18 protein-coding genes are annotated in these 24,923 nt (G+C 61.7%); 8 read left to right on the forward strand and 10 right to left on the reverse strand.

From position 1 onward, the window contains the following. Positions 1–237 precede the first annotated feature (237 nt). From PGH32_RS10105 to PGH32_RS10125, 5 genes are all read left to right on the forward strand, one after another. Positions 238–2,382: a TonB-dependent siderophore receptor gene (locus PGH32_RS10105; protein WP_337893932.1), complete on the forward strand. Its 2,145-nt coding sequence runs from the start codon at positions 238–240 to the stop codon at positions 2,380–2,382. A 9-nt stretch (positions 2,383–2,391) separates the two neighbouring features. Continuing rightward, complete coding sequence (locus PGH32_RS10110; protein WP_337893933.1) at positions 2,392–3,534, forward strand: ABC transporter substrate-binding protein; 1,143 nt, start codon at positions 2,392–2,394, stop codon at positions 3,532–3,534. Between the two features lie 2 nt (positions 3,535–3,536). Next, the gene (locus PGH32_RS10115; RefSeq protein WP_337893934.1) at positions 3,537–5,252 is read left to right on the forward strand and encodes an ABC transporter ATP-binding protein; all 1,716 of its coding nucleotides are present in this window, start codon (positions 3,537–3,539) and stop codon (positions 5,250–5,252) included. Then, complete coding sequence (locus PGH32_RS10120) at positions 5,249–6,976, forward strand: ABC transporter ATP-binding protein (protein WP_337893935.1); 1,728 nt, start codon at positions 5,249–5,251, stop codon at positions 6,974–6,976. The genes PGH32_RS10115 and PGH32_RS10120 overlap by 4 nt, the downstream gene beginning before the upstream one ends. 74 nt (positions 6,977–7,050) lie before the next feature. Next, positions 7,051–8,283, forward strand: a complete 1,233-nt coding sequence (locus tag PGH32_RS10125) for an MFS transporter (protein ID WP_337893936.1) — start codon at positions 7,051–7,053, stop codon at positions 8,281–8,283. 148 nt (positions 8,284–8,431) lie between these two features. On the opposite strand, the gene PGH32_RS10130 is transcribed toward PGH32_RS10125, so the two are convergent. The 3 genes from PGH32_RS10130 to PGH32_RS10140 are packed head-to-tail and all read right to left on the reverse strand — an operon-like array spanning position 8,432 to position 10,454. After that, positions 8,432–9,691: a PTS ascorbate transporter subunit IIC gene (locus tag PGH32_RS10130; RefSeq protein WP_105591550.1), complete on the reverse strand. Its 1,260-nt coding sequence runs from the start codon at positions 9,689–9,691 to the stop codon at positions 8,432–8,434. Between the two features lie 12 nt (positions 9,692–9,703). Next, on the reverse strand, positions 9,704–9,991 hold the full coding sequence (locus tag PGH32_RS10135; RefSeq protein WP_105591549.1) for a PTS sugar transporter subunit IIB: 288 nt from the start codon (positions 9,989–9,991) through the stop codon (positions 9,704–9,706). Positions 9,992–10,010: 19 nt separating this feature from the next. Further along, entirely contained in the window at positions 10,011–10,454 is a 444-nt protein-coding gene (locus PGH32_RS10140; protein ID WP_314423542.1) for a PTS sugar transporter subunit IIA, read from the reverse strand. Positions 10,455–10,683: 229 nt separating this feature from the next. On the opposite strand from PGH32_RS10140, the gene PGH32_RS10145 reads away from it, so the two are divergent. The 3 genes from PGH32_RS10145 to PGH32_RS10155 all read left to right on the forward strand — a co-directional run bounded on the left by PGH32_RS10145 (position 10,684) and on the right by PGH32_RS10155 (position 14,777). Next, entirely contained in the window at positions 10,684–11,874 is a 1,191-nt protein-coding gene (locus tag PGH32_RS10145; protein WP_314423545.1) for a LacI family DNA-binding transcriptional regulator, read from the forward strand. A gap of 89 nt (positions 11,875–11,963) precedes the next feature. Next, positions 11,964–13,421, forward strand: coding sequence for an AMP nucleosidase (locus tag PGH32_RS10150; protein ID WP_337893937.1), 1,458 nt, complete (start codon positions 11,964–11,966; stop codon positions 13,419–13,421). A gap of 300 nt (positions 13,422–13,721) precedes the next feature. Then, on the forward strand, positions 13,722–14,777 hold the full coding sequence (locus tag PGH32_RS10155) for a 2,3-butanediol dehydrogenase (protein ID WP_314423553.1): 1,056 nt from the start codon (positions 13,722–13,724) through the stop codon (positions 14,775–14,777). Between the two features lie 973 nt (positions 14,778–15,750). Here PGH32_RS10155 and PGH32_RS10160 read toward each other — a convergent pair. The 7 genes from PGH32_RS10160 to PGH32_RS10190 all read right to left on the reverse strand — a co-directional run bounded on the left by PGH32_RS10160 (position 15,751) and on the right by PGH32_RS10190 (position 24,782). Then, positions 15,751–16,524, reverse strand: coding sequence for a lipoyl protein ligase domain-containing protein (locus tag PGH32_RS10160; protein WP_337893938.1), 774 nt, complete (start codon positions 16,522–16,524; stop codon positions 15,751–15,753). A gap of 9 nt (positions 16,525–16,533) precedes the next feature. Next, positions 16,534–17,646 (reverse strand): acetoin dehydrogenase dihydrolipoyllysine-residue acetyltransferase subunit, encoded by a 1,113-nt coding sequence (locus PGH32_RS10165; protein WP_337893939.1) that lies wholly within the window; start codon positions 17,644–17,646, stop codon positions 16,534–16,536. Then, on the reverse strand, positions 17,646–18,665 hold the full coding sequence (locus PGH32_RS10170) for an alpha-ketoacid dehydrogenase subunit beta (protein ID WP_314423570.1): 1,020 nt from the start codon (positions 18,663–18,665) through the stop codon (positions 17,646–17,648). The genes PGH32_RS10165 and PGH32_RS10170 overlap by 1 nt, the downstream gene beginning before the upstream one ends. A gap of 10 nt (positions 18,666–18,675) precedes the next feature. Further along, complete coding sequence (locus tag PGH32_RS10175; RefSeq protein WP_337893940.1) at positions 18,676–19,674, reverse strand: thiamine pyrophosphate-dependent dehydrogenase E1 component subunit alpha; 999 nt, start codon at positions 19,672–19,674, stop codon at positions 18,676–18,678. A gap of 40 nt (positions 19,675–19,714) precedes the next feature. Continuing rightward, the gene (locus PGH32_RS10180; protein ID WP_337893941.1) at positions 19,715–20,749 is read right to left on the reverse strand and encodes an ATP-NAD kinase family protein; all 1,035 of its coding nucleotides are present in this window, start codon (positions 20,747–20,749) and stop codon (positions 19,715–19,717) included. A 739-nt stretch (positions 20,750–21,488) separates the two neighbouring features. Next, positions 21,489–23,507 (reverse strand): sigma-54-dependent Fis family transcriptional regulator, encoded by a 2,019-nt coding sequence (locus tag PGH32_RS10185; RefSeq protein ID WP_337893942.1) that lies wholly within the window; start codon positions 23,505–23,507, stop codon positions 21,489–21,491. 249 nt (positions 23,508–23,756) lie between these two features. Further along, positions 23,757–24,782, reverse strand: a complete 1,026-nt coding sequence (locus tag PGH32_RS10190; protein WP_337893943.1) for a C45 family peptidase — start codon at positions 24,780–24,782, stop codon at positions 23,757–23,759. Positions 24,783–24,923 lie beyond the last annotated feature (141 nt).

Here is a 24,923-nt window from a genome sequence, read left to right on the forward strand (position 1 = left end):
AATCACCGGATGAAATCGATTCTCATTCTCACATTACCAGTCTCACCGCCTGCCGTCCACCTCGGGACGAAAGTCTCTTTTCGTTAACCTTATAATTACAATGGCTTTATCCGACGTATCCCTGTTAAAAAATCGAAAGAAATAGTCGCGCCAGCGAAAGCCTCCGCCGTTGCCGAAAATCTCCCGCCAGTGAGAATAGTCAGCGCTTATTTCACAGTAAAAGCCGGGGAGGCTCTGGTGTCCGACCATAATAAACATAAATTATCGACAATCGCCGCGTGCGTGGCGCTTGCCACCTTAAGCATCGCGACATCCGTGCGGGCGCAGCAGCCCGGCGAAGAACAGACCCTGACGGTCACCGCCGATGACAGCGCAAAACCGACTGAAGGCTATGTGGCAAAGCAGAGCAGCACCGGCAGCCGCACCAACAGCTCGGTGGTGGCTACGCCGCAGTCGCTGAGCGTGATCGGTCGCGACGAGCTGACCGACCGGAATGTGCAGACCACCACCGAGGCGCTGCGCTACACGCCGGGCGTCTTTACCTCTACGACCGCGATCAACTCACGCTTTGACTACTTCAGCATCCGCGGCTTTGACGCCACGCTGAACGGTTCGCTGCTGGACGGCCTGCGGTCGACCACCGCGCAATCCTACGTCCGCTATCAGCCGTATGGGCTGGAAAGCATCGATGTGCTGCGCGGCCCGGCAGGGTTTATGTACGGCAGTGGTTCGCCGGGCGGCGTGGTGAATGCCGTCAGCAAGCGCCCGACCGAAGAGGCACGCCGCGAAGTGGGTGTTCAGGTTGGCAACCACGGCCGCTATCAGGGGCAGTTTGACGTCTCCGGTCCGCTGACCGATGACAAAACCGTACTCTACCGCGTGGTGGGCGTGGGCCGCGACAGCAATACCCAGTTTAACAACGTGCCGGACGACACGATGTATCTGGCGCCGTCGCTGACCTGGCAGCCCAACACCGATACGTCGCTGACGCTGCTCTCCTCATTCAGCCGCGACACCTTTGGTCCGCCGCGCAGCTACACGCCAATTAACGGTACGCTGCTGAGCAACCCCAACGGTAAAATTCCGCGTAATCAGTATCTGGACGGCAGCAACCTCGACAACCACATCACCCAGTTTAACGTCGGCTACGAGCTGGATCACCGCTTCGATAATATCTGGTCGGCGCACTCCGCCGCGCGCTACAGCTATACCGATCTGCTGACCCAGACCTATTCCGGCGCCGGTCTGGCGGCGGATATGCGCACGCTGAAACGTAACGCCTATGAGTTTGGCATTGTCGGTAAAATTCTGGCGACGGATAACAACCTTAAGGCCGAGTGGGATGCCGGCCCGGTGCGGGGCACATCCGTGGTGGGCGTGTCCTATCGCCGCACCGGCGAGGATTACTACCTGAACTACGGCGCCGCGCCGTCAATTGACATCTACAGCCCGACCTACGGCGGCCGCTTCACCACGCCGGCAACCACGTTTAGCAGCACCTATCAGACCGCCGATGAAACCGGGGTTTACCTGGGCAATACGCTGGCGCTGGCCGAACGGCTGATGCTCGACCTCTCCGCCCGCGAGGACTGGGCATCGGTCCATACCGCTAACCGGGTGAGCAACACCAGTACCGATCAAAACGATCACCACTTCACCTGGCGTGCCGGACTGACGTGGCTGACCGATGTTGGCGTGGCACCGTACGTCAGCTACACCACCTCGTTCGCGCCGGTGCTGGGTACGAATCTTTACGGCGAAAGCTATAAACCGACCACCGGCAAGCAGATTGAGGCCGGGGTAAAATACCAGCCGGAAAGCGTCGACGGCCTGTTTACCCTCGCCTGGTTCGATCTGGAGCAGAACAACGTCTCGACAACGGACCCGGATAACGCCCTGAACACCGTCCAGACCGGGCAGGTGACATCAAAAGGCATCGAGGCCTCCGCCAGCGTCAATATCACCCCGGCGTTTAAAGCCATCGCCAGCTACACGTGGAACGATCTGGAAACCACCAAAACCAGTACCGCCAGCGCGCTGGGTAAAACCCCGACCGGCCTGCCGGAGCAGATGGCATCGCTGTGGGGCGACTACAGCATTCAGCAGGGCCCGCTGGCCAGCCTCGGCATTGGCGCGGGCGTGCGCTACGTCGGCAAAACCTGGGCGGATTCCGCCAACACCATCCGCGTACCGTCCTACACCGTGGTGGATGCCGCCGTGCACTACGATCTCGGCCAGCTGAGCAGCTCGCTGAAGGGCGTCAGCGCGGCGGTCAACGTCAACAACCTGTTCGATAAAGACTATTACACCACCTGCTCTTCCACCTCGTGCAATCAGGGCACTGACCGCACGATCGTGGGCAGCGTCAGCTACCGCTGGTAAGGATATAAAATGATGATCACACTTCGGGCAGGCTCCGCTGCCCGCGGTACGTTTAACGTACTGCTGATGATTTTACTGCTTGCCGCCTGCGCGCTGTTCGCGACCGCCCGCGCCGCTGAAAGCAGCAGCGTGACGGTGACCGATATGCTTAACCGCACCGTGACCCTGCCCGCGCCGGCGAAGCGCATCGTGCTGGCCGAAAGCCGCCACATTATGACGCTGGCGCTGCTGGATAAAGACCCGCTCTCCCGCGTCGTCGCCTGGGGTACCGACCTGCAACGCTACTCGCCCTCAACCTGGCAGGCGCTGAAGCAGCGCTTCCCGCAGGCGGCGTCGATCCCGGAAATCGGCGATCTCAACAGCGGCACGTTCTCAATGGAGGCGGCGATTGCGGCAAAACCGGATCTGGTGGTGTTTACGCTGTATGGCCCCATTCCTGACGGCCTGAGCAAGCTGGACGCCGCCCACGTGCCCTACGTATTTGTTGATTTCTTCCGCCATCCGCTGACCAAAACCGTGCCGAGCATGCGCATGCTGGGCAAACTGACCGGCCATGAACAGCAGGCAGAGGCCTTTATCGCCTTTTACCAACAGCATATGGACGACGTGGCGAAACGGGTGGCGAAAGAGCCGACGCGACCTGGGGTGTTCTTCCACCTCAATCCCGGCGGCGAAGAGTGCTGCTTTACCTCCGGCAAGGGCAATATGAGTGATTTTATTGCCGTCGCGGGAGGGGAAAACCTCGGCGTGAAGACGCTGAATCAGGCCATCGGCAGGCTGAATCTGGAATACGTGCTGGCGCAGAAGCCGGACTTTTACCTGGCCGGTGGCGGTTCCAGCGTCAGCCGCAAGGGGCTGAACGTCGGGCCGGGCGTTTCCGCCGCTGAGAGCGCTCGTTCGCTGAAGGCAATTGTGTCCAGTCCGTCGCTCGCCAGCCTGTCGGCTATCCGTAACCACCAGGGTGCGGGGATCTGGCTGTTCTTCTTCGATAATCCGCTGTTCTTTATCGGCGTGGAGGAGATGGCGAAAATGCTGCATCCGGCGGCCTTTGCCGACGTTGACCCGGCAAAAACCTTTGATGAACTCAACCAGCGCTTCCTCGCCTTCCCGCTGCAGGGCTCATTCTGGACCACGCTGAACGGCCAGGAGTAATCATGAAAAAGCCAGTTGCCGGTCTGACTGGCCCTTTACTGCCTTCCCTGCTGCAAAACGGGGTCATTCATCTGCTGATCGTAGCCTGCTACGGCGCGCAGGCGTGGCTGACTGCCGATGCGCTATGCCTGCTGATGCAGCAGGGGCTGGCCGCCGACATCACCCCGCCGCTGGTGATGATGGCGGCCATCATTCTGCTGCGGGCGCTGCTGCTGTGGCTGAGTGAATATACCGCCCAGCGCATTGCCCTGGCCTGCAAGGTAAATCTGCGCGAGCGGCTGCTGAACCAGCTGGTGCGCTTTGGCCCCGGCCTCACGCTGCTGCATCCCGGCAGCGATATTCAGGGCGCGGTCAACGGCGGCGTGGAGGCGCTGGAAGGCTATTATAGCCGCTATCTTCCCGCCCTGTTCAGCGCGCTGTTCGGCTGTAGCCTGATCGTCCTGATGCTGGCCGTCGTCGACTGGCCCTCTGCCCTGCTGCTGGGAATTTTCACCCTCGCCTTTCCCCTGATCGACGGGCTGTGGATGCGCTGGCAGATGCCGAAAGCCAGCGGCGTTTTCACCGCCATGGGAGCCTTTGCCGCCCAGCTGCTGGATGCGCTACAGGGTCTGCTGACGCTGAAGGCGTTCGGAGCGGCAGCGGCATGGCGTGAACGGCTCGCGGCTCGCGCGTCCGACCTGCGTCAGGCATCCATGGCGACGCTGAAGGTGATCCTGATGCGCGGCGGCATCACCCGGCTGGTCAGCCTGAGCGGCATCGCGCTGGTGCTGGTGTTCAATGCCTGGCGCGTGGTGCATCACGATTTACTGCCGTTTGTCCTGCTGCTGACGCTGTTCCTCACCCGGGAAGCGTTTCGCCCGCTTATCCGGCTGGAAAACGCTTTTCACACCGCCTGGGCGGCGGGCGGCGCTGTTGGCCCGATCAACGACCTGCTGACGCTGACCGCGCCGGTTGCCGAGCCGGCAAACCCACAGGCCAGCCCGCTGCGTCATGATATCCGCATCGATCGCCTCAGCTTTCGCTATCCGCAGGGCAACCTGGCGCTGTCGGACGTGTCGCTGACGGTCGCCGAGGGCCAGTTCGTGGCGCTGGTGGGTCCTTCCGGCGCGGGTAAATCCACCCTCGTCACCCTGCTGCTGCGCTGCTTCGATGCCGAACAGGGCAGCATCCACATCGGCGGCGTCGATATCCGCCAGCTGTCGCTGCAGGCGCTGCGCGAGACGATCGGGGTGGTTTCTCAGGAGGTGTTTCTGTTCCACGGCACGCTGGCTGACAATCTGCGGATCGCCAGGCCGGATGCCAGCGATGATGAGCTTGCCGAGGCCGCCGCCGCCGCCCAGCTTAGCGAGTTGATTGCCGGACTGCCGCTCGGCATGGCGACGCCGGTTGGCGAACGCGGCGCGAACCTCTCCGGCGGGCAGCGACAGCGGGTGGCTATCGCCCGGGCGCTGCTGAAGGACGCCCCCATTCTCATTCTTGATGAAGCGACATCCGGCCTGGATGCCGCCAGCGAGCGGGCGCTTCGCAAGGCGCTGGCCGCACTGCGCAGGCGACGCACGACGATCGCCATCGCCCACCGGCTGGAGACCATTCAGGATGCCGATCGGATCCTGGTCTTCGACCACGGCGAGCTGGTGGAACAGGGAAATCATCATCAACTCAGCGCTGCCGGCGGCCGCTACGCGCAGCTGATGGCGGCACAGGGAGAAGCACCATGAAAGCGCACACCGACGGCGGCATCGCCGGGCTGGTGCACATGGTGCGCGGCCAGTATCGGCTGCTGGCGATGGCGGTCACCGCCGGCGTGCTGGCTCAGGGGGGAACGCTGGCCTGCATGGCGCTCAGCGCCCGGATCGTCGGTCTCGCCCTGGCAGGGGAAGCGACCTTACTGCCCGCAGCCTGCGGCTGGCTGGGCCTGCTGGTACTGTGCACTGCCGCCGTCCGCTGGTGGCAGGCATGGGTGTCCCACGATCTGGCCTTTGCGCTGATCGAGAAGCTGCAAATGGCGATTTACGACGGGCTGGAGCGTTCCGCACCGGGGACCGCTGACGGCCAGCGGTTGGGCGATCTGGCGACCGTTGCCAGCGCCGACGCCGAGCTGATGGAGCGTTTTTACGCCCATACGCTGGCGGACTACGTCGGGGCGATTGTGGTGCCGCTGGCGGCACTGCTGCTGCTCTGGCAGCTGGATCCCCGGCTGGCAGGCGTACTGCTGCCGTTTCTGCTGCTGGTGGCGACCGTGCCGGTCTGGCTGGCGCGCCGTGCTGCTTTGCAGGGGCAGGAGGTGAAGAACGAACAGGGACAGCTGAATGCCGATACCGTGGAGTTTATCCACGGCCAGCGCGAACTGGCGGCGTTTGGTCAGGCGACGGGCTATGTTCAGCGGTTAATACAGCGCACCCGCAGCCTGGGGCGGATGCAGCAGCGCTACGGCTCCCGCAGCGGGCTGGAGTTTGCGGCGGTGGATGCGTTAAGCGCGGCGGCGGTGCTGGCGCTGATCGCCGCCGCCAGCACGCTGCTGCACGCGGGCAGCCTCTCACCGCTGTGGCTGCCGCTGGTTCTGGTGCTCGGCGTGGGCGCGCTGCTGCCGATTGTTGACGTCACGCAGACCGCCAGCCAGCTTGGCGAACTGCGGGCCGGCGCGGCCAGGATTATGCGGATTATCGATTATCCCGCAAGGGTGAACGATAGCGGCAGCGCCCCGCTGCCCGAGCGCCACGATCTGACTTTCTCTGCGGTACGCTTCGGCTACGCCGCGCAGCGCCCGGTTATACGGGAGCTGTCGGCGACGATTCGGTCCGGTGAAATAGTGGCGCTGGCGGGGCGTTCCGGCGCGGGCAAAAGCACCCTCGCTCATCTGCTGCTGCGCTTCTACGAGGTGGAAAGCGGGGGAATAACCGTGGGCGGCGTCGATATCCGCTCGCTGCCGCTGGCCGCCCTGCGCCAGCTCATCAGCTGGGTGCCGCAGGAGGTGTATCTGTTTCACGGCACCGTCGCCGACAATATTCGCCTGGGTCGCCCCGACGCCAGCCCGCAGCAGATCGAAGAGGCCGCGCGGATGGCGCAGGCGCACGATTTTATCAGCGCCCTGCCCGGCGGCTACCGCAGCGCGTGCGGTGAACGCGGCAACCGCTTTTCCGGCGGCCAGCGGCAGCGCATCGCCATTGCGCGCGCGCTGCTTACCGGCGCGCCCGTTTTGATCCTCGACGAGGCTTCCGCCAGCCTGGATAACGAGAACGAGCGGGCATTTCACCGGGCGCTGGGCCGCCTGCGGGAGCAGCGTACCATTCTGCTGATCGCTCATCGCCCGGCCACCCTGCGCCAGGCAGACCGGATATTGCTGCTGGAAAACGGGGAGATTGTTGAAAACGGCAGCCATGACGATCTGATGACCGCCGGCGGGAAATACGCCGCGCTGATAAAAAAGGTTGCCGCTGACTGACCCTCACAGGCATCATGCTGCCCTCCGTTGCGGCGCGCCCGGTGCGCCGCTTGTCGTCTTGCCGAAGATCCACCATGACCAATCGCTTTTTCCCGACCGCCGTCGGGCTGTATCTGAATTATCTGGTTCACGGTATGGGCGTGCTGCTGATCACCCTGAACATGCCGCATCTTGAGCAGCAGTGGCATACCGATGCCGCGGGCGTATCTGTGGTGATTGCCTCGCTGGGGTTTGGCCGCCTGATGGTGCTGTTTGTTTCCGGGATGCTTTCCGACAGGTTTGGCCGCAAGCCCTTTATTTTGCTCGGCATTCTCTGCTATCTGGGCTTTTTCTTCGGCATCGTTTCGGCGCAGAGCGTGCTCACTGCCTTTGCCTTCGGCCTGCTGGCCGGGGTGGCCAACAGCTTCCTGGATGCCGGCACCTACCCGGCGCTGATGGAGGCGTTCCCCCGTTCTCCCGGCACGGCCACCATTCTGATTAAGGCCTTTGTCTCTGCGGGCCAGTTCCTGCTGCCGTTTATTATCTGGGGGCTGATGCTGAGCCACAGCTGGTTCGGCTGGTCGTTTATGGTTGCCGCCGCCATTATGTTGATTAACGGGATCTGCCTGCTCCGGCGGCCGTTCCCCGCCCACCAGCCGCCGCAGCCGGCCACCCCCGACGGCAAAAGTCTGATGCCGGAGGATAAGCGGGCGCTGACGGATATTATCTGCTTCACCCTGTTTGGCTATATCTCGATGGCGACCTTCTACCTGGTCAGCCAGTGGCTGGCGCAGTACGCGGAGTTTGTGATTCTGATGCCCTACGCCGCGTCCATTCAGCTGCTCAGCATCTACACCCTCGGGTCGCTGAGCGGCGTGTTTATCACCGCGCTGCTGGTCAACCGGCTGGTAAACTCTCTGCTTCTGCTGCGTATTTACACCTTTATTTCCCTGCTGGCGCTGCTGTCGATCAGCCTTTATCCCAGCGCGCGGATCATCGCACTCTTCGCCTTTGTCATCGGCTTTTCGGCGGCGGGCGGCGTGGTGCAGCTGGGGCTGACGGTGATGGCGATGAAGTTCCCACAGGCCAAGGGCAAAGCCACCGGGATTTACTACAGCGCGGGCAGCCTGGCGACCTTCACCATTCCGCTGATCACCGCCCGCCTGTCGCAGCACAGCATTGCCAGCATCATGTGGTTTGACGTTGGGATGGCCGGTGCGGGATTTGCGCTGACTCTGCTGATCGGCGGGCGACGAAAGAAACGAGCCGACCATCAGGAACATGAGACAACTTTTATCACGCAGCCCATTCAACGTCAGCAGCGCTAAGCCCGGCGTCAAATGCGTTAACGGTTCTGTTTGTCAGCTTCTTCGCTCGCCCCGCCATCTTAAGCGCGTGGTTTCCAATGCAAAAAAAAGGGCGAAGATAACTTCGCCCTTTTTCAGTCAGTCTGCCTGGTTAACAGGCGGCGCGTGGTTAGCGCACAATCAGACCCAACAGGATACCGACCGCACCGAAGTCAGAGTCGCTGAAAGTGGTGTTCGCCAGGCCGATGCTGCCCAGTACCGGCAGCAGGAACACCGGAATAAAGGTAATCAGCAGGCCGTTGGTGAAGGCACCGAGGATCGCACCACGGCGGCCACCGGTGGCGTTACCGAACACGCCCGCGGCGGCACCCACGAAGAAGTGCGGCACCACGCCCGGAATAATCACCGTCATGTTCAGCGCGTACAGCAGGAACATGCCCAGCACCCCGGCCACGAAGCTGCTCAGGAAGCCAACCAGCACTGCGTTAGGCGCGTAAGGGAAGACCACCGGGCAGTCGAGCGCCGGTTTGGCGTTCGGCACCAGCTTGTCGGAGATGCCTTTAAACGCCGGAACGATCTCGGCAATCACCATACGCACGCCCTGCAGGACGATATACACGCCGGCGGCGAAGGTAATCGACTGCATCAGGGAGAACATAAACCAGTTTTTGCCGCCAGCGTTCATCTCTTTCACGGCTGACGGACCAGCCACCAGACAGGTGAAAATAAAGATAAAGAACATGGTGAAGGCAATGGCGACCGGGGTATCGCGCAGGAACAGCAGGCTTTTCGGTACCTGCATATCCTCGGTGGACTTCTCTTTATTACCAAACTTGCTGCCGATAAACGCGGACAGCAGCTGGGAGATGGAGGAGAAGTGACCAAAGGCAACATCGTCCGAACCGGTGACTTTCTTCATATATGGATGAATAATCGCCGGGAAGAACACCATCGAAACGCCCACCACCAGCGAACCGACCGCAATCAGGCTGGCACCGCGCATCCCGGCGGTAGACAGGATCACCGCGACCATCATCGACATAAACAGCGTGTGGTGACCGGTCAGGAAGATATATTTCCACGGCGTGAAGCGGGCAATCGCAATGTTAATCACCATGGCGAAGAACATAATCATCGCCATCTCGGTCCCGAAGCTCTTCTGCGCCACGGCGACAATCGCTTCGTTATTCGGCACCACGCCCGGAATACCGAAGGCGTGATGGAAGATGGCCGCGAAGTCGCCCAGCGAGGAAACAATCAGCCCGGCACCGGCGCCAAGGATCAGGAAGCCCATCACGGTTTTCACCGTTCCCTTGATCACTTCAGTTGCGGGTTTCTTCTGTGCAACCAGACCAATCAGCGCAATCAGGCCAACCAGTATTGACGGCTCGGAGAGCACGTCACTCATTAAGAAACGGAAGAATTCCATTTTGGCTCCTGATTATAACGCGCCGAGTTCCGACAGCGCGGCAGAGATACGCTCTTTCATTGCCGCTTTGTCTACCATGTTTTGCAGGGAGACGATTTTGCCGCCCACCTGCTGCGCAATCAGCTGCTCAGCAATATCGCTGGTGCCGACGAAGATATCGCTGGCGGTGCCTTTTGCCGAACCCAGGTCAACGTGATCGACTTCCGCCGCAACGCCCAGATCTTTGACAATATTTTTAATGCTCATTTCCATCATCAGGCTGGTGCCCAGGCCATTGCCGCATACCACGGTAATTTTCATATGTTGTTCCTCTGGTCGTTTAATAACGTGAAATAATGGATAAAATCTGTTCAACGCTGGTGGCCGCCATCAGCGCGTCGGTATCTTCCGGGGTGTCAAACAGCCCGGCCAGCGCGGTGATAATGCCGATATGGCTGTTGCTGTCCGTTGCAGCCAGCACGAACAGCAGCTTCACCGGGTCGTTGCCTTCGGAATCGAAGTTAACGCCTGCCTGCACCAGCGTCAGGCTGATGCCGAGTTTATTGGCGCCCTCTTCCGGGCGGGCGTGCGGCATGGCAATGCCGGGGCCGACCACATAGTACGGGCCAATCGCTTCGTGCGAACGGTAGATGGCCTCAACATAGCGGGCTTCGATCGTGCCGTTGTCACGTAATGGCTGGCAGGACAGCGCAACTGCGTGACGCCAGTCTTCACAGGCTGGTACAATCTGCACCACGTCAGCCGTCAGGAGTTCTTTTAACATTTACAGGTCACCTCTCTCTTTTCGCCCGAGCAGAGTAGTGCCGAGCCACCTAGAATAATGTGACAGAGATCTAAAAAGTTAACGCTAACTGTTACAGCTATCAGTAACTGTGATCGGCATATCATTTGCTGGTTAACCAGTTGTTGTCTTTAAACCGGAACGGCACACTGTCCGCTGGGTAAATCATTGCGCGGCAGGGTCGCGTAACAGAGCGTTCAGGAGAACCAGGATGCGAAAGCGTCGTAGTAGTGGTCGCGTGACGCTACAGGATGTTGCTGACTATGTTGGCGTTGGCGTGATGACGGTGTCGCGGGTGATGCGCACGCCGGAGCTGGTGTCAGACAAAGTCCGCAGTGAAGTTGAAAAAGCCGCCCGCGCGCTGGGCTATGAAGCCAGTGCCCCCGCCGCCGAGCTGAGCGCCGGCCCGGCGCAGCGGGTAACGCTGCAGGATGTCGCCCGCCGTGCCGGGGTCGGCCAGATGACCGCCTCGCGCGCGCTGCGCGACCCGTCGCAGGTATCAGAAGCCTCGCTGAAGAAAGTGGAACAGGCGGTGCGCGAACTGGGCTACGTGCCGAATCAGGCCGCCGCCGCGCTGGCCTCCCAGCAGCTGCATACCGTGGCGGTGCTCTATCCCTTCCAGCACGATCGCGCCAGCACTCGCTTTGTGCAGGCGCTGCAGCACACCCTCAGCAATCAGCCGTTTCAGCTGATCATGGCCTGCCATGAATACCACCAGTACGGCGAAACGCCGCTGGTAGAAAAACTGCTGCAGCACCGCCCGTCCGCGATGGTGCTGTTTGCCGCCCAGCTGTCGCCGAAAACCTGCGACATGCTCGAATCTTCGGAAGTGGTGACGGTCAACGTCTGCGGAGCCGGGCAGTTCTCCGCCGACCTGACGCTGAATATCGCCTTCAGCGATGCCGCCGAGCGGCTGACCCGCACGCTGCTGGAAAAAGGCTATCGCCGCATTGCCTTTATCGGCGCACAGACCGATAACCGCCTGCACAAACAGCAGCTGAACGGCTGGCACAGGGCGATGCTGGCGCACTATCAGAATGCCGACCTGATGATCACCGTTCCGGATGCGCCCAGCCTGCAGCTTGGCCGCTTTGCGCTGGGCCAGCTGTTGCAGAACCAGCCGGATCTGGATGCCATCATCTGCAGCCACGAGGAGATCGCCATCGGCGTGCTCGCCGAATGCCAGCGGCGGCTGCTGAAGGTGCCTTACGATATGGCGGTGGCCTGCCTGGACGGTTCAACCGACTGCGATCACACCTTCCCGGCGCTGACCTCAATGCGGCTGAACTATGAAAAACTCGGTCAGCAGGTTGGCCAGCGGCTGATGGCGATGCTTGACGATGCGCCACAGCCGCTGGAAGAGCAGATCAAATTCGCCTTCGAACCGGGTGCCAGCAGCTGAGTTCGATAAATAATTCCTGCATCTCCTTTTTTTGTCGCGATCTTGAGTTAGGCTGTTGGCAATATCGGGAAACGATGTAAGGAGATTGAATGACTTATTCTCAGAACCAGTCGCTGTCGGTCGCCGACGCGCTGGACAGGCTGGAAGCACAGTACGATGCCGCGGTCAGCGCCCTGCGCGATGCCATCACCGCCTTTATCGCCGACGGCAGCCTGCCGGACGCCGCCGCCCGCGCCGCCGGGCTGTTTGTTTATCCCCAGCTGCGCGTCAGCTGGGACGGCGTGGCCCCCAGCCAGCGCCTGACCCGTGCCTTTGGCCGCTTTACCCGTGCCGGATGCTACAGCACCACCGTCACCCGCCCGGCCCTGCTGCGCCACTATCTGAGCGAACAACTGGAGCTGCTGAGCAGCGAGTACAGCGTGACAATTGAGGTGCTGCCGTCGCAGCAGGAGATCCCCTTCCCTTACGTGATTGACGGTTCAGGCCTGGCGCTGGACCGCAGCATGAGCGCGGGCATTGCTCAGCACTTCCCGACCACCGAGCTGTCGCAGATTGGCGATGAAAACGCCGACGGGCTGCTGGCCGAAGGCGAAACCTTCCCGCTGTCGCACTTCGACGCGCTGCGCACCGATTTCTCTCTGGCACGCCTGCGCCACTACACCGGCACGCCGGTAGAGGATTTCCAGCCCTACGTGCTGTTTACCAACTACACCCGCTATGTCGATGAGTTCGTGCTGTGGGCCTGCGAGCAGATTGCCGATCCCGACTCTCCGTATCAGGCGCTGTCCTGCGCGGGTGGTATCACTATCACTCATGCTACGCAGCATCCGGAGCAGACGGTCACCGACCTGGCGTGGAAGAAGCACCAGATGCCGGCCTGGCATCTGATCGCCAAAAACGGCCAGGGGATCACCCTGGTGAATATCGGCGTGGGTCCGTCGAATGCCAAAACCATTTGCGATCACCTGGCGGTGCTGCGCCCGCATGCCTGGCTGATGATTGGCCACTGCGGCGGGCTGCGTGAGAGCCAGACCATCGGCGATTACGTGCTGGCGCACGCCTATCTGCGCGACGATCACGTGCTGGACGCGGTGCTGCCGCCGGATATCCCCATCCCGAGCATCGCCGAAGTGCAGCGCGCACTGTATGACGCCACCAAACTGGTCAGCGGCATGCCGGGCGAAGAGGTCAAGCAGCGGCTGCGTACCGGTACGGTGGTCACCACCGACGATCGCAACTGGGAGCTGCGCTATTCGGCCTCCGCGCTGCGCTTTAACCTCAGCCGCGCGGTGGCGGTGGATATGGAGAGCGCGACCATCGCCGCGCAGGGGTATCGCTTCCGCGTACCTTACGGCACGCTGCTGTGCGTTTCCGATAAGCCGCTGCACGGCGAGATCAAGCTGCCGGGCCAGGCCAACCGCTTCTATGAAGGGGCGATTTCCGAGCATCTGCAGATTGGCATTCGCGCCATCGACCTGCTGCGCGCCGAGGGCGATCGCCTGCACTCACGCAAGCTGCGCACCTTTAACGAACCACCGTTCCGCTAAGCGTTAGCCTGGCCTCCGCCGGGTGTGGTTGAAGGCTGGAGAGTGAAACACGCTCTTCAGCCTTCATCACTTTTTTCCTTAGCCTACACGTTACACCTGTAACGGTGCACCTGTTACACCCGTCCACTGCGTTACACCCCCATCGCCACAACAGCATTTTTAACATCATGAATTTTATGATTTTTATATGACATAAATTTTCTGGCACGACTTTCGCATTCTCCAGCGCGAGTACCTGCTCCGGCCATAGTGACACGACGGGCGATGGACAGGTTTAAAGCCAATCTCAGGGGAATAACTATGAAAGCAGCACGTTGGTATCAGGCTCGCGACATCCGTATTGATGACATTGAGGAACCGACGGTTTCCGCAGGGAAGGTAAAAATCAAAGTCGCGTGGACCGGGATCTGCGGCAGCGATCTGCACGAATATCTTGCTGGCCCGATTTTTGTGCCGGTAGACAAGCCACATAAAATCAGTGGCGATATCGCACCTATCGTGATGGGCCATGAATTTTCGGGTGAAGTGGTGGAAGTGGGCAGCGGCGTCACCAAATTCAAAGCCGGTGACCGCGTAGTGGTTGAGCCGATCCTCTCCTGCCAGGAGTGCGAAGCCTGCCGCGAAGGCAAATATAACCTGTGTGGCGATCTGGGCTTCCACGGTCTGTCCGGCGGCGGCGGCGGTTTCTCCTCCTTCACCGTGGTGGCCGAGCATATGGTTCACCGTATGCCTGACTCCCTTTCTTACGAGCAGGGTGCACTGGTAGAGCCTGCGGCGGTTGCGCTGCACGCGGTGCGCATGAGCAAGCTGAAAGCCGGTGATAAAGCGGTGGTATTTGGCGCAGGTCCGATTGGTCTGCTGGTGATCGAAGCGCTGCGCGCAGCTGGTGCAGCCGAGATTTACGTGGTTGAGCTGTCGCCGCAGCGTTCTGAGAAAGCCCGCGAGCTGGGCGCACGTCTGGTTATCGACCCGAGCAAAGAAGATGCGGTTGCACGTATTCGCGAGCTGACCAACGGCGGCGTTGACGTGTCGTTCGAAGTGACCGGCGTGCCGGTGGTGCTGAAGCAATGTATCGACAGCACCCGCTACGAAGGTGAAACCATTATTGTGTCTATCTGGGAAGGCGAAGCGTCATTCCATCCGAACAAGGTGGTGCTGGCCGAGCGTAACATTAAAGGCATTATCGCCTACCGTCATATTTTCCCGGCGGTGATGGATCTGATGACGCAGGGTTATTTCCAGGCGGATAAGCTGGTGACTAAGCGTATTGATTTGGCCGATCTGGTTGATGAAGGTTTTGATGCGCTGGTGAAAGAGAAGCAGCAGGTTAAGATTCTGGTGCGTCCACCGCAGTAAGTTTTTGTTAGTCCACCGGTTGGTGGGTTGAAGAGCTGATAAAGCCACTGTCATTACGACGGTGGCTTTTTTTTGCGGGGAGGCTGCGGGTCGGGATGCGGTCTGTGCGGCCAGCGGCGTGTGGAATTCGTGGTAGCACTGCGGATTGGGATGCAGTCCGTGCGGCCGGCGGCCGGTCCTCGCGCCACGCGTTGCGTGGTGCCTTCGACTACAGCATCCGGCCGGTCGGACCGGCGAAGACGGTACATCCTTGTACCGACTCCGCCTGATGCCAGCGTCCTGCTGGCATCTCCTGGCCTGCTGCTTTCGCCTCAGCGCTGCGGATTACCCGCCTGCCGCACGGACTGCATCCCTTTTGGCAAACTGCTCGCTGTTTTAAGGACGCAGATCGGATGTTCTCTTGCAATGGCAGTAATCATGGAGGTAACGGAGGTAATTATTTTTTATTTCAATATATTGCATCATTTAAAAGCTTTGTTTTGGCCTGAAATTTCAATACGCAACTGCATTTATTCCCGCCACAAATATATTCAGGCAATTACACAAATTGATGTACAGACTCAAAACTGATGGATGCTTTCTCGAAGGAATAAGGCAGAGTAGCTAACTCAGAGAAGAAACCTCGGGCTTCGCACATCCCGACCATCCGCAATCATCCATTAGCAGACAACAGCGCCATCAAAGCGCAGACCAGTGGGTCCCGCGATCGGGCAATTCGCAGCGCTGTACGTAGAAAGGAAGCCAGGATTCACCCGCATGGACGCGGGGGAAAGTCACAGCCGGGCCAGGACGGCCCGTCTGTGGCGGTCCGACAGGCTGACGCACGAAGTGAAGGCACCACGCAGCGCGTGGCGCGAGGACCGGCCGATTGCGGGACCCACCGGTCAGCGCATCCCCCGATCCGCCAGCGAACTCAGCGAACCACCGAACCAGCGAACCAGCGAACCAGCGAACCAGCGAAAGATTACGACCTCTATCGCTGTCGCGGAACACCCGCGCGCCCAATCGCCGACAGCAGCGCATCCACCATCTCCTCCCGCAAATACATATCCGCATCCGACAACATCTGCGCCACACTCACCGTCTTCGACGCCTGATAAAAACGCCCGCTGCCCAGCGCCGCCTCAAAACGATTGGCATACTGATGCGCCTGCGCTAAATCCGCATCCACCAGCAGCACCGCATGCGCCAGCACCACATGACAGCGCGGCCCGTCGGCGGGCTGATTCGCCACCGACTGCCAGTACTGCGCCGTACCGGCAATTTTGCGCGCCAACCCGCCTTCACCGCAGGCCAGATTGTACCGCCCGTCGCAAAACGACCCTTCGACCGCCTGCCACCCCGTCGGCACCCCCAGATCCCGCAGCGCATCGCTCAGCATGTCGCAAAGGTGTTCGTACACCCCCTCCGCCGCCTCGCCCAGCGTCCGCCACATCGGATAGGCCAGGCTGATATTGATAATCCCCGGCCCCTGCGGCACCAGACCGCCGCCGGACTTGCGCAAAAACACCGGGCAGCCGGCATCGGCAAACTGCGCCCTTACCTCGTCCAGCCCGGCAAAGCGCTTATAGCTGCCCGGCACCACCAGCGACTGCGGCGAATGCCACAGCAGCGCCACCGCTTCACCGGCTGCGGCACACGCATATAAACCGGCTTCGGCCTGCGTCGGATCGGCGCAGAACATCAGCCGGGGAGAAAGCAGAGAAAACGAGCCGCCGCGATCGGCGGCCGGGAAAGCATCCTTCATCTGGTACCTTTATTCACTACCCGTATGCTGTTGTAACAGCCGGTTCACCTCCGCCGCTTTCTCCATCTGCGGCATATGCCCGGCCCCGCGAATCCGCTCGACCCGACTGCCCTCCGGGGCATTATCGGCATGGCGCGCAGGGATAATCGCATCGTCCTCACCCCAGATCAGCAGCAGCGGCACGCCGCCGTTCAGCCGCTGCCCCGGCTGTGCAGACTGCTTCCCGCCCGCGAACAGGCTGTCCTGCAGCTGTTGCAGACAGTCACCGACGCCATCAAGCCGTTTATATTTAAGCAAATCATCCAGCATCTGGCGACTGACTAATTCCCTGTCGGCAAACAGCAGCTCGACCACCGGCTTAAGATCGCGGCGCGACTGGGCATCAATAAAGCCCTGGGTATAGGCTTCATTCACCTCTTCACCGAAGCCGCCGCTGCCGATCAGCGATAAAGAACGCACGCGCTGGGGCGCATCCAGCGCCAGCTGCGCGGCGATGGCACCACCCAGCGAATGCCCCACCAGGTGCGCGGCGGGCAGATCCACCGCCTGCATAAAGTCAGCGACAAAGGCCGCCAGGTCGCTCAGGCCGCTGCCGGTCAGCCGGGTTTCCGTCTGCCCATGCGCAGGAAGATCCAGCGCCACCACCGTCGAATCCGGGAAGGCATCGAGATTGAACAGCCAGTTATTCAGATCGCCGCCGAAGCCGTGAATAAACAGTACCGCCTCATCGCCGTCGCCCTGGCGGATGTAGCGCACCCGCAGGCCGTTCACCTCGATAAAGCGATCGGCTGAAACCGTCTCCTCTTCATCCTCCTCCGCCGCCGGCACCACCCAGCCCGCAATAAACGCGTCGATCTGCGCATCGCTGACCGACTCCGGGGCCATCACCCCGAGCAGCGCTTTCACCGGCAGCACGTCGCCCTCTTCCGCCACCTTGCGCCGCAGAATGCCGGCATCCGTCGCCTCAACCGCGTTGGCGATTTTATCGGTTTCCACATTAAGAATCGGCATGCCGGTGACGATCTCATCGCCCTCCTCCACCAGCCACTCGTTCACCGTGCCTTCGCGCATCGACAGCCCCCACTTGGGCATCACCACCGGGGTGATTGTTGCTTCGCTCATCACTGTTTTCCTCTGTAGCCCAGGGTGCGTTTTACCGCCTCCATAATCCGCTCCGCGCTGGGGATGTAGCGATCCTCCAGCGAGGGCGAGAACGGCACCGGTGTATGCGGCGCGCAGACCATTTCGATGGGTGCCTTCAGCGCGCTGAACGCCTGCTGGCACACCAGTGCCGAAATATCGGTGGCGATATTGCAGCGCGGATGCGCCTCATCGACCACCACCAGCCGCCCGGTGTTCTCCACGGTTTCAATTACCGTCTCCACGTCCAGCGGCGACAGCGAACGCAGGTCCACCACCTCCACATCGATGCCCTGTTTCGCCAGTTGCTGCGCCGCATCCAGCGCGCGGTGCACCATCAGGCCATAGGTGATAATCGACACGTCGCTACCGTCGCGCACGATGCTGGCCTCGCCAAACGGAATGGCGTAGGGTTTTTCCGGCACGTCGCCTTCCAGGCCGTACAGGTTTTTATGCTCGCAGAAGATCACCGGATCGTTATCGCGGATCGCCTGAATCAGCATGCCTTTGGTGTCATACGGCGTGCTCGGGCAGACCACCTTCAGGCCGGGGATATGGGTAAAGATCGGCGTCAGCATCTGCGAGTGCTGGGCGGCGGCGCGGAATCCGGCCCCGACCATGGCGCGGATCACCACCGGCGTTTCGGCCTTGCCGCCGAACATATAGCGGAATTTGGCGGCCTGGTTGAAGATCTGGTCAAAGCAGACGCCCATAAAATCGATAAACATCAGCTCGGCGATCGGCCGCATGCCGCAGGCTGCCGCCCCCACCGCCGCCCCGACGTAGGCGGATTCCGACAGCGGCGTGTCCAGCAGGCGGTCGCCATGTTTGGCATACAGCCCTTTGGTCACGCCCAGCACGCCGCCCCAGGCATCTTTTTCACCGTCGCCGCCCATGCCGCCGACGATATCCTCACCCAGCATAATCACGCTCGGGTCACGGGCCATTTCCTGATCGATCGCTTCGTTGATCGCCATTTTCATACTTAATTTACGCGCCATGATCGCACCCTCAGTAACTTACATAGACATCGGATAACAGGTCGTCGGCATCCGGTTCCGGTGCCGCTTTCGCTTCCTGAACCGCCTGCTCAATCAGGGCGGCCACTTCGCTGTCGACGTCGTTGAACGCCGCGGCGCTGACCACGCCAGCGCCTTCCACCTGGGCGCGGAACAGCTTCAGGCAGTCCTGATTGGCGCGAATGTCTTCCAGCTCATCGCGCCCGCGATAGGTCTGCGCGTCGCCCTCAAAGTGGCCGTAAAAACGCACCATTTTGCACTCCAGCAGCGACGGACCGCCGCCCTCCCGCGCCCGGCGGATCAGCTCTCCGGCGGTTTCATACACCGCGAAGAAATCGGTACCGTCGACGGTGACGCCCGGCAGGCCAAACCCCGCCGCGCGGTCTACGTAGCTGTCTACCGCCGTGGCGTAGCTGCGTGAGGTGGCTTCCGCATAGCCGTTGTTTTCAATCACGAAGATCACCGGCAGGTTCCACACCGCCGCCAGGTTCAGGCTTTCCAGAAAGGTGCCCTGGTTGGCCGCGCCGTCCCCGGCGAAGGTGATGCCGATTTCGCCCTTGCCGCGAAACTTCGCCGCCAGCGCCGCGCCGCAGACCAGCGGAGCGCCCGCGCCGAGGATGCCGTTGGCCCCCATCATGCCCTTGCTGAGATCGGCGATGTGCATCGATCCCCCTTTGCCGTTACAGGCCCCCCCGGTTTTGCCGTAGATCTCCTTCATCATCGCAATCACGTCCACGCCTTTGGCGATGCAGTGACCGTGGCCGCGGTGGGTGCTGGCGATGCGGTCGCCGTCCCCCAGGTGCGAGAGGATACCGACGGCGGTGGCTTCCTCCCCGGCATAGAGGTGAACAAAGCCGGGGATATCACCGCGGGAAAAATCGACGTGCAGGCGCTCTTCGAAATCGCGGATAGTCCGCATGCGACGATAGACATTGAGCAGCTGCTCGGCGCTGAGCTGACTGCCCGGATTGCTTGCTTCTCTGGTGTTCATAGTGTTCTCCAGATGGTCGGGGGATACGCATCGCGGCCGTTCAGGCACCGTGACGCAGTAACTGGGCCTGGGCGGCATAGTGCAGGCAGGCGTTGATATCAAGCGAGCGGAAGGCGCGCTCGCGCAGGGAGATGATGACGCGCTGGGTCGGGTTAAAGCTCAGTTCACGTTCGCCGTCGACGGCGATCACCCCCTGGCGCAGCAGCGTCGGCTGCGGCACGCCGTGCTCAAGGGGCTGCCAGTGGGCAATATCGACTTCGCTGAGTACGCCGGGCGCGACGGGGGCCAGCAGACGGCAGCCGCCGGGGCCAAAGGTGATTTGCAGACCGCCGTTTTCGCGGCGGCCAACGGGCTGAAGCAGGCCACCGATGGCCGACAGCCCCACCGCCTGCGGTTCGGCAATGCTGAGAAACAGCTGGGAGAGTGAGCCGGTGCTCCATATCGATCGCGCACCGATAAACTGTTCGCCGGTGATAGCGGCGTCGACCAGCGCGATATCACGGCGCAGCGTTCCGTCGGCTTCGGTGATAACGATGTCGAGCCATTTGTTCCACACCAGCGCTTTTTCAACCGGGATGCGGCCGCTGGCGTAAAGCCCGAGCGCCAGGCCGAGCACCGTCGGTTCACGCATTTCCGGCCAGGCGTTATTGGTGCCGGTAGAGAGGCCGACGATGGGGACCTCGCCGCAGTGGCGGGCGACGGCGCGATGGGTGCCGTCGCCGCCCAGTACCACGATGGCGGCTGCGCCCGCCTGCTGCATCCATTTCGCGGCTTCAAAGCTGTCCTGCACGGTGGCGGTGACCGGGCCGGGGATCCAGTCCAGCTGCGGCAGTCGCCAGTCCGGACGCTGCGCCAGTTCACGCAGCAGCAGCGCCCGCAGCCCTTCGCGGTCGGGCATCATGCGGACTTCGCCGATACCGCAGGCGGCCAGCGAGGCCATCAGGCGCAGAAGCAGGTTGACGCGTTCGGACAGCGGCAGCGTACCGGCGTGGCCGACGACGCGGCGGATGTCGCGGGCGGATACCGGGTTAGCGATGATGCCGACCCAGGGGCGCGGCGCAGGGCTGTGTATCATTTGCGTCTCTCCATTATCAACTGGCAGAGATAACGCAAGGGTTGTGCCATATATGTAAAATAAAAGTTAAAACATTGTGTTTCAGGTGGTTATTAATACGGCGATGGTGTTCGGTGTCCGGGGAGTGTTACAGCTGTCACCTGTTCGCTGTGGGGGTGGATGGACAGGTGTAAAGTGGTGAGATGGGTTTGTTGCGGTGGGAGGTTTGTCGCGGAGGGATAGGAGCCTGGTTCCCAGCCCTGGCGGCGGCTGCCGGGCGGTCCTCGCGCCACGCGCTGCGTGGTTCCTTCGGTTTCAGCTGCTGGCCTGTCGGACCGGCGGTGACGCTACATCCCTGTACCGACCCCGCCTGACGCCAGCTTCCCTGCTGGCGTCTCCTGGCCAGCAGCTTCCACCTCAGCGCTGCGGATTGCCCTTCAGCCGCCGCCAGGGCTGTGCCCCTTCTGTCTTTCTTAATCGCTTCTCAAAGGCTGTTGATCTGAACACAGCTCAGCAGTCTCGGCGCGGACGGGGGCTGCCACGACGGGCAATCCACAGCGCTGAACGGAAAGAGGAAGCCAGGATGCGACCGCAGGACGCGGGCGCAAGGCTCGGTCGGCACACGGATGTGCCGTCTGAGCCGGTCCGACAGGCTGACGAACGCAGTGAGGGCACCACGCCACGCGTGGCGCGAGGACCAGCCAGCCGTGGCAGCCCCCGTCCGCGTAGTCACAAAGTCAGCAGCTCAGCAAGGATGACCTCACCCCTCATTCACCGGCGACTGGATCCCAAAACGCTGCATCCGGCGGTAAAGCGTCATACGACTGATCCCCATCTGCCGCGCCACCGCACTGTGATTCCAGCGCGCCGCACGCAGATACTGCACCAGCAGCTGCGCTTCAGGCGGTAACGCCGCATCGGCAAAAACGGCCTCCGTCGGCGGCGGCGCCACACCCGCAGAATGCGACGAAGGGGAAACATCGGCAACGCCCGCGGGATCGGAGAGTGCCACTGCAACCTGCAGCGGTGAGGCAGGCGTTGCCAGCTCCTCGGGCAAATCGCCAACCTCAATACGACCGCCGTCGCACACCGCTGCGGCATAATCCAGCGCGTTATTCAGCTCGCGCAGATTACCGGGCCAGCGGTGCTGATGCAGACGCCGACGCGCGGCGGCGCTCATCTCTACTCTGCCCGCCAGCAGCTTATCAATCAGCCAGTCGAGATCGCTGCGCTGACGCAGCGGCGGCAGCGTAATCCGTGCGCCCTGCAGACGATAAAACAGGTCGGTGCGAAAACGCCCCTCGGCCACCAGCCGATCCAGCGCGTGATGCGAAGCCGAAATCACCCGCACATCCACCGGCACCGGGCGGGTAGCCCCCACCGGCAGCACTTCCTGCTCGGCCAGCACCCGCAGCAGGCGGGTCTGCATCTCCAGCGGCATATCGCCGATTTCATCCAGGAACAGCGTGCCGCCGTCGGCCTCCTGAATCAGACCGCGCCGCCCCTTGCTGCCTGCGCCGGAGAAGCTGCCCGGCAGATGGCCGAACAGTTCGCTTTCAATCAGCGTCGCCGGAATCGCCGCGCAGTTCACCGCCACAAACGGCCGTTCGCGACGATCGCTCGCCTGATGAAACGCGCGGGCGAAGTACTCTTTGCCGCTGCCGGTTTCGCCGTGGATAACCAGATGCAGGGATGCCTGCAACAGCCGCGAGGCGCGCTGTAGCTGCTGATGCAGCGCGGCATCGCCGCCGTTGAGGGCCGCCAGCGACGCGGGTAACGCATCCGCACCCTTAGCGCGTCGCGGCGGGCAGCGGGTCGGCTGCACGGCGGTGACAAACAGCTTTTCGCCGCTGCGCGCGCGCTCCAGCGTTCCCTGCCGCCCGTTGGCGCTGGCCAGCCAGTCCGGCAGGCTGTCAATCGAGGTGTTGAACAGCTGCTCAATCGGCATGCCCAGCAGTGCGCTTTTGCTGGTCGGCGGCGGCGCAGCCATTCCCAGCTCCTTCTCCAGCATCCGCTGAGCGCGGTGGTTATGCCCCACCACATTGCCACCGGCATCAAAGGCAATCAGGAAGTCGGGGCTGACCTCGACAAACGGCGAGGCCGGGCTGAGCTTCAGCACCCAGTCGTTGCGGTGACGATGCTCAAACCAGGCGTTTTCAATCTGATGGGCGTACAGCTTGGCGATCTGCAGCGCCAACTGCTGGCTGGACTTCGGCTGCGGTGAACTGAGCGCCGAAATATCGAGGATCGCATTCAGCTGCCCCTGCGGATCGAACAGCGGCACGGCGGTGCAGGTCAGCGGAATATGCGTCGCATCAAAATGGTCCGCCTGATGTACGGTCAGCGCCCTGCCGGTCGCCAGCGCGGTCCCCACGGCGCAGGTTCCGGCACAGGCTTCGGTCCACTGCGCCCCGAGGAACAGCCCCGCCCGCCGCAGGCTGATTTCCGCATCGGCGCTCCCCAGATAGTCGACGGTAACGCCGCGCGCATCGGTCAGCAGCAGCACATAACCCGCAGCGGCAATCTGCTTGTACAGCACCGTCAGACCGTGGTGGGCGATATGGCGAAACTCTTCCATTTCCTGACGATATTCCCGCAGCTCGTGCCACGGAAGAATACGGGCCTCCTGCATGCGGCTGGGATCGAGTCCGTGATGCTCCACGCAGCGCTGCCAGGAGTCGCGGATCGCCCTGTCGTGCGGCCTGGCGGGCAGCAAAGGCGCGCTGTTGCTGATGCTGGCCATCACCGTGGCAATGTGTTCGCGCTGGCTCTGATTCACGGGTGTTTCTCCTGTAGCGGCACAGTCGGCCGGGGATAACCGCTGCTGAGGCGTGCGATATCATACACTGAATCGCTATGTCGGTGCAGGCCGGGGCCAGGCGAACCGTCACGGATAAGCAGTGATTTTTTATCAGATTAATGACCGGGGAGAGTTTTTCACCGCGTCAGGCGGCAATCTGTGATCGGCCGCAAAGCGCGGCCGTTTTATTTGCTCAAAAAGAGAGCTGGTGCGGGTTCGGTAACCGCTTCAGGGCTGCTGACCGGAGAGGCAGGCGTGCTGGCGATCTTCGGTAAACAGCGTCCAGCTCACCCGAGTTGCGCCGATGACGAAAATCGCCGTGGCCAGGGTGTTTTCTTCATCGGGATCGGCCGGGTCGCGCCGCAGGATCGGCAGGTCGGCGTGCTGCTCATCGTTAAGGATCGCCAGCGCCTGGTCCGGGTTCAGCGCCTTGTCTTCGCCCTCTGCCAGCCACTGTTGTAACCGCTGCTGGCGGCTGGCGGAGCTGCCGGTCACGATCTGTGGAACCGCCGCCATTTCCGGGTGGATCAGGTGATTGGCGTGGCCGTAGCGCTGATGATTAATCTGCACATGCTGTGCCGTGCCGGTAGCCTCCACGCTGACGATACGCTCATCGCCGCACTGCGCCAGGCTGTGATGAAATGCGCCGCCGCGCGGTTCTGAGGTCAGAACGGTGACCGCTTCATCGATCGTGGCGGCATCCAGCGCGGCGCGTGCCAGAATCTGCCGGGGCATTCCCGCCGGGCGCTCCGACGCGCGAATATTGTTCACCGTATTGACCAGCCCGCGCTCGTTGACCGCCACGGTGTGGCCACAGATTGAACCGGGATAGAAAAAGCTGGTAAACGCCAGCCCCTGTTCCGGCCGCACGGTCACCATGCCGCAGTGTTTCCGCAACTGCGGAAAACCGTCTTCATTATGTGCGATCAGCGGTTCGCCCGCGTCGGTAAAACCGGTCACCGTGGTGCAGCCGTCAGAGGTAGACGGCAGCAGATCCCCGCGGCAGTTCCAGGCAAACACCTCGTCAAACGGTGCCTGCAACCCGTCCGCCAGGCCGCGTAGCTCCTGCCACAGCAGGGGAAAGCGTGCCTGCACCTGCTGCTGCATGGTCTGCAGCAGGCTGCTGTTTTTCAGCGCGCTGGTGTGGCCCCACAGCGCGGTCGCCCGCACTTCGTTACGGTAGGCATCGCTGCCCTGTTCGCCAAGCTGATGGCCAATCTGATAGTTGTCGCCGCTAAGGGTGATATGTTTCATGCCGTTTTCTTCTGGTTGGTGATACGTCAATCTACTGAATTCGGCTGAGCTTACCAACAGCACGCGCAATAAAAAAGCCGCCGTCTGCAAATCAGACGGCGGCCCGTTCGTGGCGTACGGCGGCCCTTAACTTTCAGGGCT

Source organism: Erwinia sp. SLM-02, assembly GCF_037450285.1.
Classification (GTDB): Bacteria; Pseudomonadota; Gammaproteobacteria; order Enterobacterales; family Enterobacteriaceae; genus Erwinia.

What these genes read in the sequence shown, in the direction of transcription:
- PGH32_RS10110 (WP_337893933.1), top strand. Translation starts at nt 2,392, where the DNA reads ATGATGATCACACTTCGGGCAGGCTCCGCTGCCCGCGGTACGTTTAAC.
- PGH32_RS10140 (WP_314423542.1), bottom strand. Translation starts at nt 10,454, where the DNA reads ATGTTAAAAGAACTCCTGACGGCTGACGTGGTGCAGATTGTACCAGCC.
- PGH32_RS10120 (WP_337893935.1), top strand. Translation starts at nt 5,249, where the DNA reads ATGAAAGCGCACACCGACGGCGGCATCGCCGGGCTGGTGCACATGGTG.
- PGH32_RS10180 (WP_337893941.1), bottom strand. Translation starts at nt 20,749, where the DNA reads ATGATACACAGCCCTGCGCCGCGCCCCTGGGTCGGCATCATCGCTAAC.
- PGH32_RS10165 (WP_337893939.1), bottom strand. Translation starts at nt 17,646, where the DNA reads ATGAGCGAAGCAACAATCACCCCGGTGGTGATGCCCAAGTGGGGGCTG.
- PGH32_RS10160 (WP_337893938.1), bottom strand. Translation starts at nt 16,524, where the DNA reads ATGAAGGATGCTTTCCCGGCCGCCGATCGCGGCGGCTCGTTTTCTCTG.
- PGH32_RS10170 (WP_314423570.1), bottom strand. Translation starts at nt 18,665, where the DNA reads ATGGCGCGTAAATTAAGTATGAAAATGGCGATCAACGAAGCGATCGAT.
- PGH32_RS10145 (WP_314423545.1), top strand. Translation starts at nt 10,684, where the DNA reads ATGCGAAAGCGTCGTAGTAGTGGTCGCGTGACGCTACAGGATGTTGCT.
- PGH32_RS10125 (WP_337893936.1), top strand. Translation starts at nt 7,051, where the DNA reads ATGACCAATCGCTTTTTCCCGACCGCCGTCGGGCTGTATCTGAATTAT.
- PGH32_RS10130 (WP_105591550.1), bottom strand. Translation starts at nt 9,691, where the DNA reads ATGGAATTCTTCCGTTTCTTAATGAGTGACGTGCTCTCCGAGCCGTCA.
- PGH32_RS10150 (WP_337893937.1), top strand. Translation starts at nt 11,964, where the DNA reads ATGACTTATTCTCAGAACCAGTCGCTGTCGGTCGCCGACGCGCTGGAC.
- PGH32_RS10190 (WP_337893943.1), bottom strand. Translation starts at nt 24,782, where the DNA reads ATGAAACATATCACCCTTAGCGGCGACAACTATCAGATTGGCCATCAG.
- PGH32_RS10155 (WP_314423553.1), top strand. Translation starts at nt 13,722, where the DNA reads ATGAAAGCAGCACGTTGGTATCAGGCTCGCGACATCCGTATTGATGAC.
- PGH32_RS10115 (WP_337893934.1), top strand. Translation starts at nt 3,537, where the DNA reads ATGAAAAAGCCAGTTGCCGGTCTGACTGGCCCTTTACTGCCTTCCCTG.
- PGH32_RS10135 (WP_105591549.1), bottom strand. Translation starts at nt 9,991, where the DNA reads ATGAAAATTACCGTGGTATGCGGCAATGGCCTGGGCACCAGCCTGATG.
- PGH32_RS10175 (WP_337893940.1), bottom strand. Translation starts at nt 19,674, where the DNA reads ATGAACACCAGAGAAGCAAGCAATCCGGGCAGTCAGCTCAGCGCCGAG.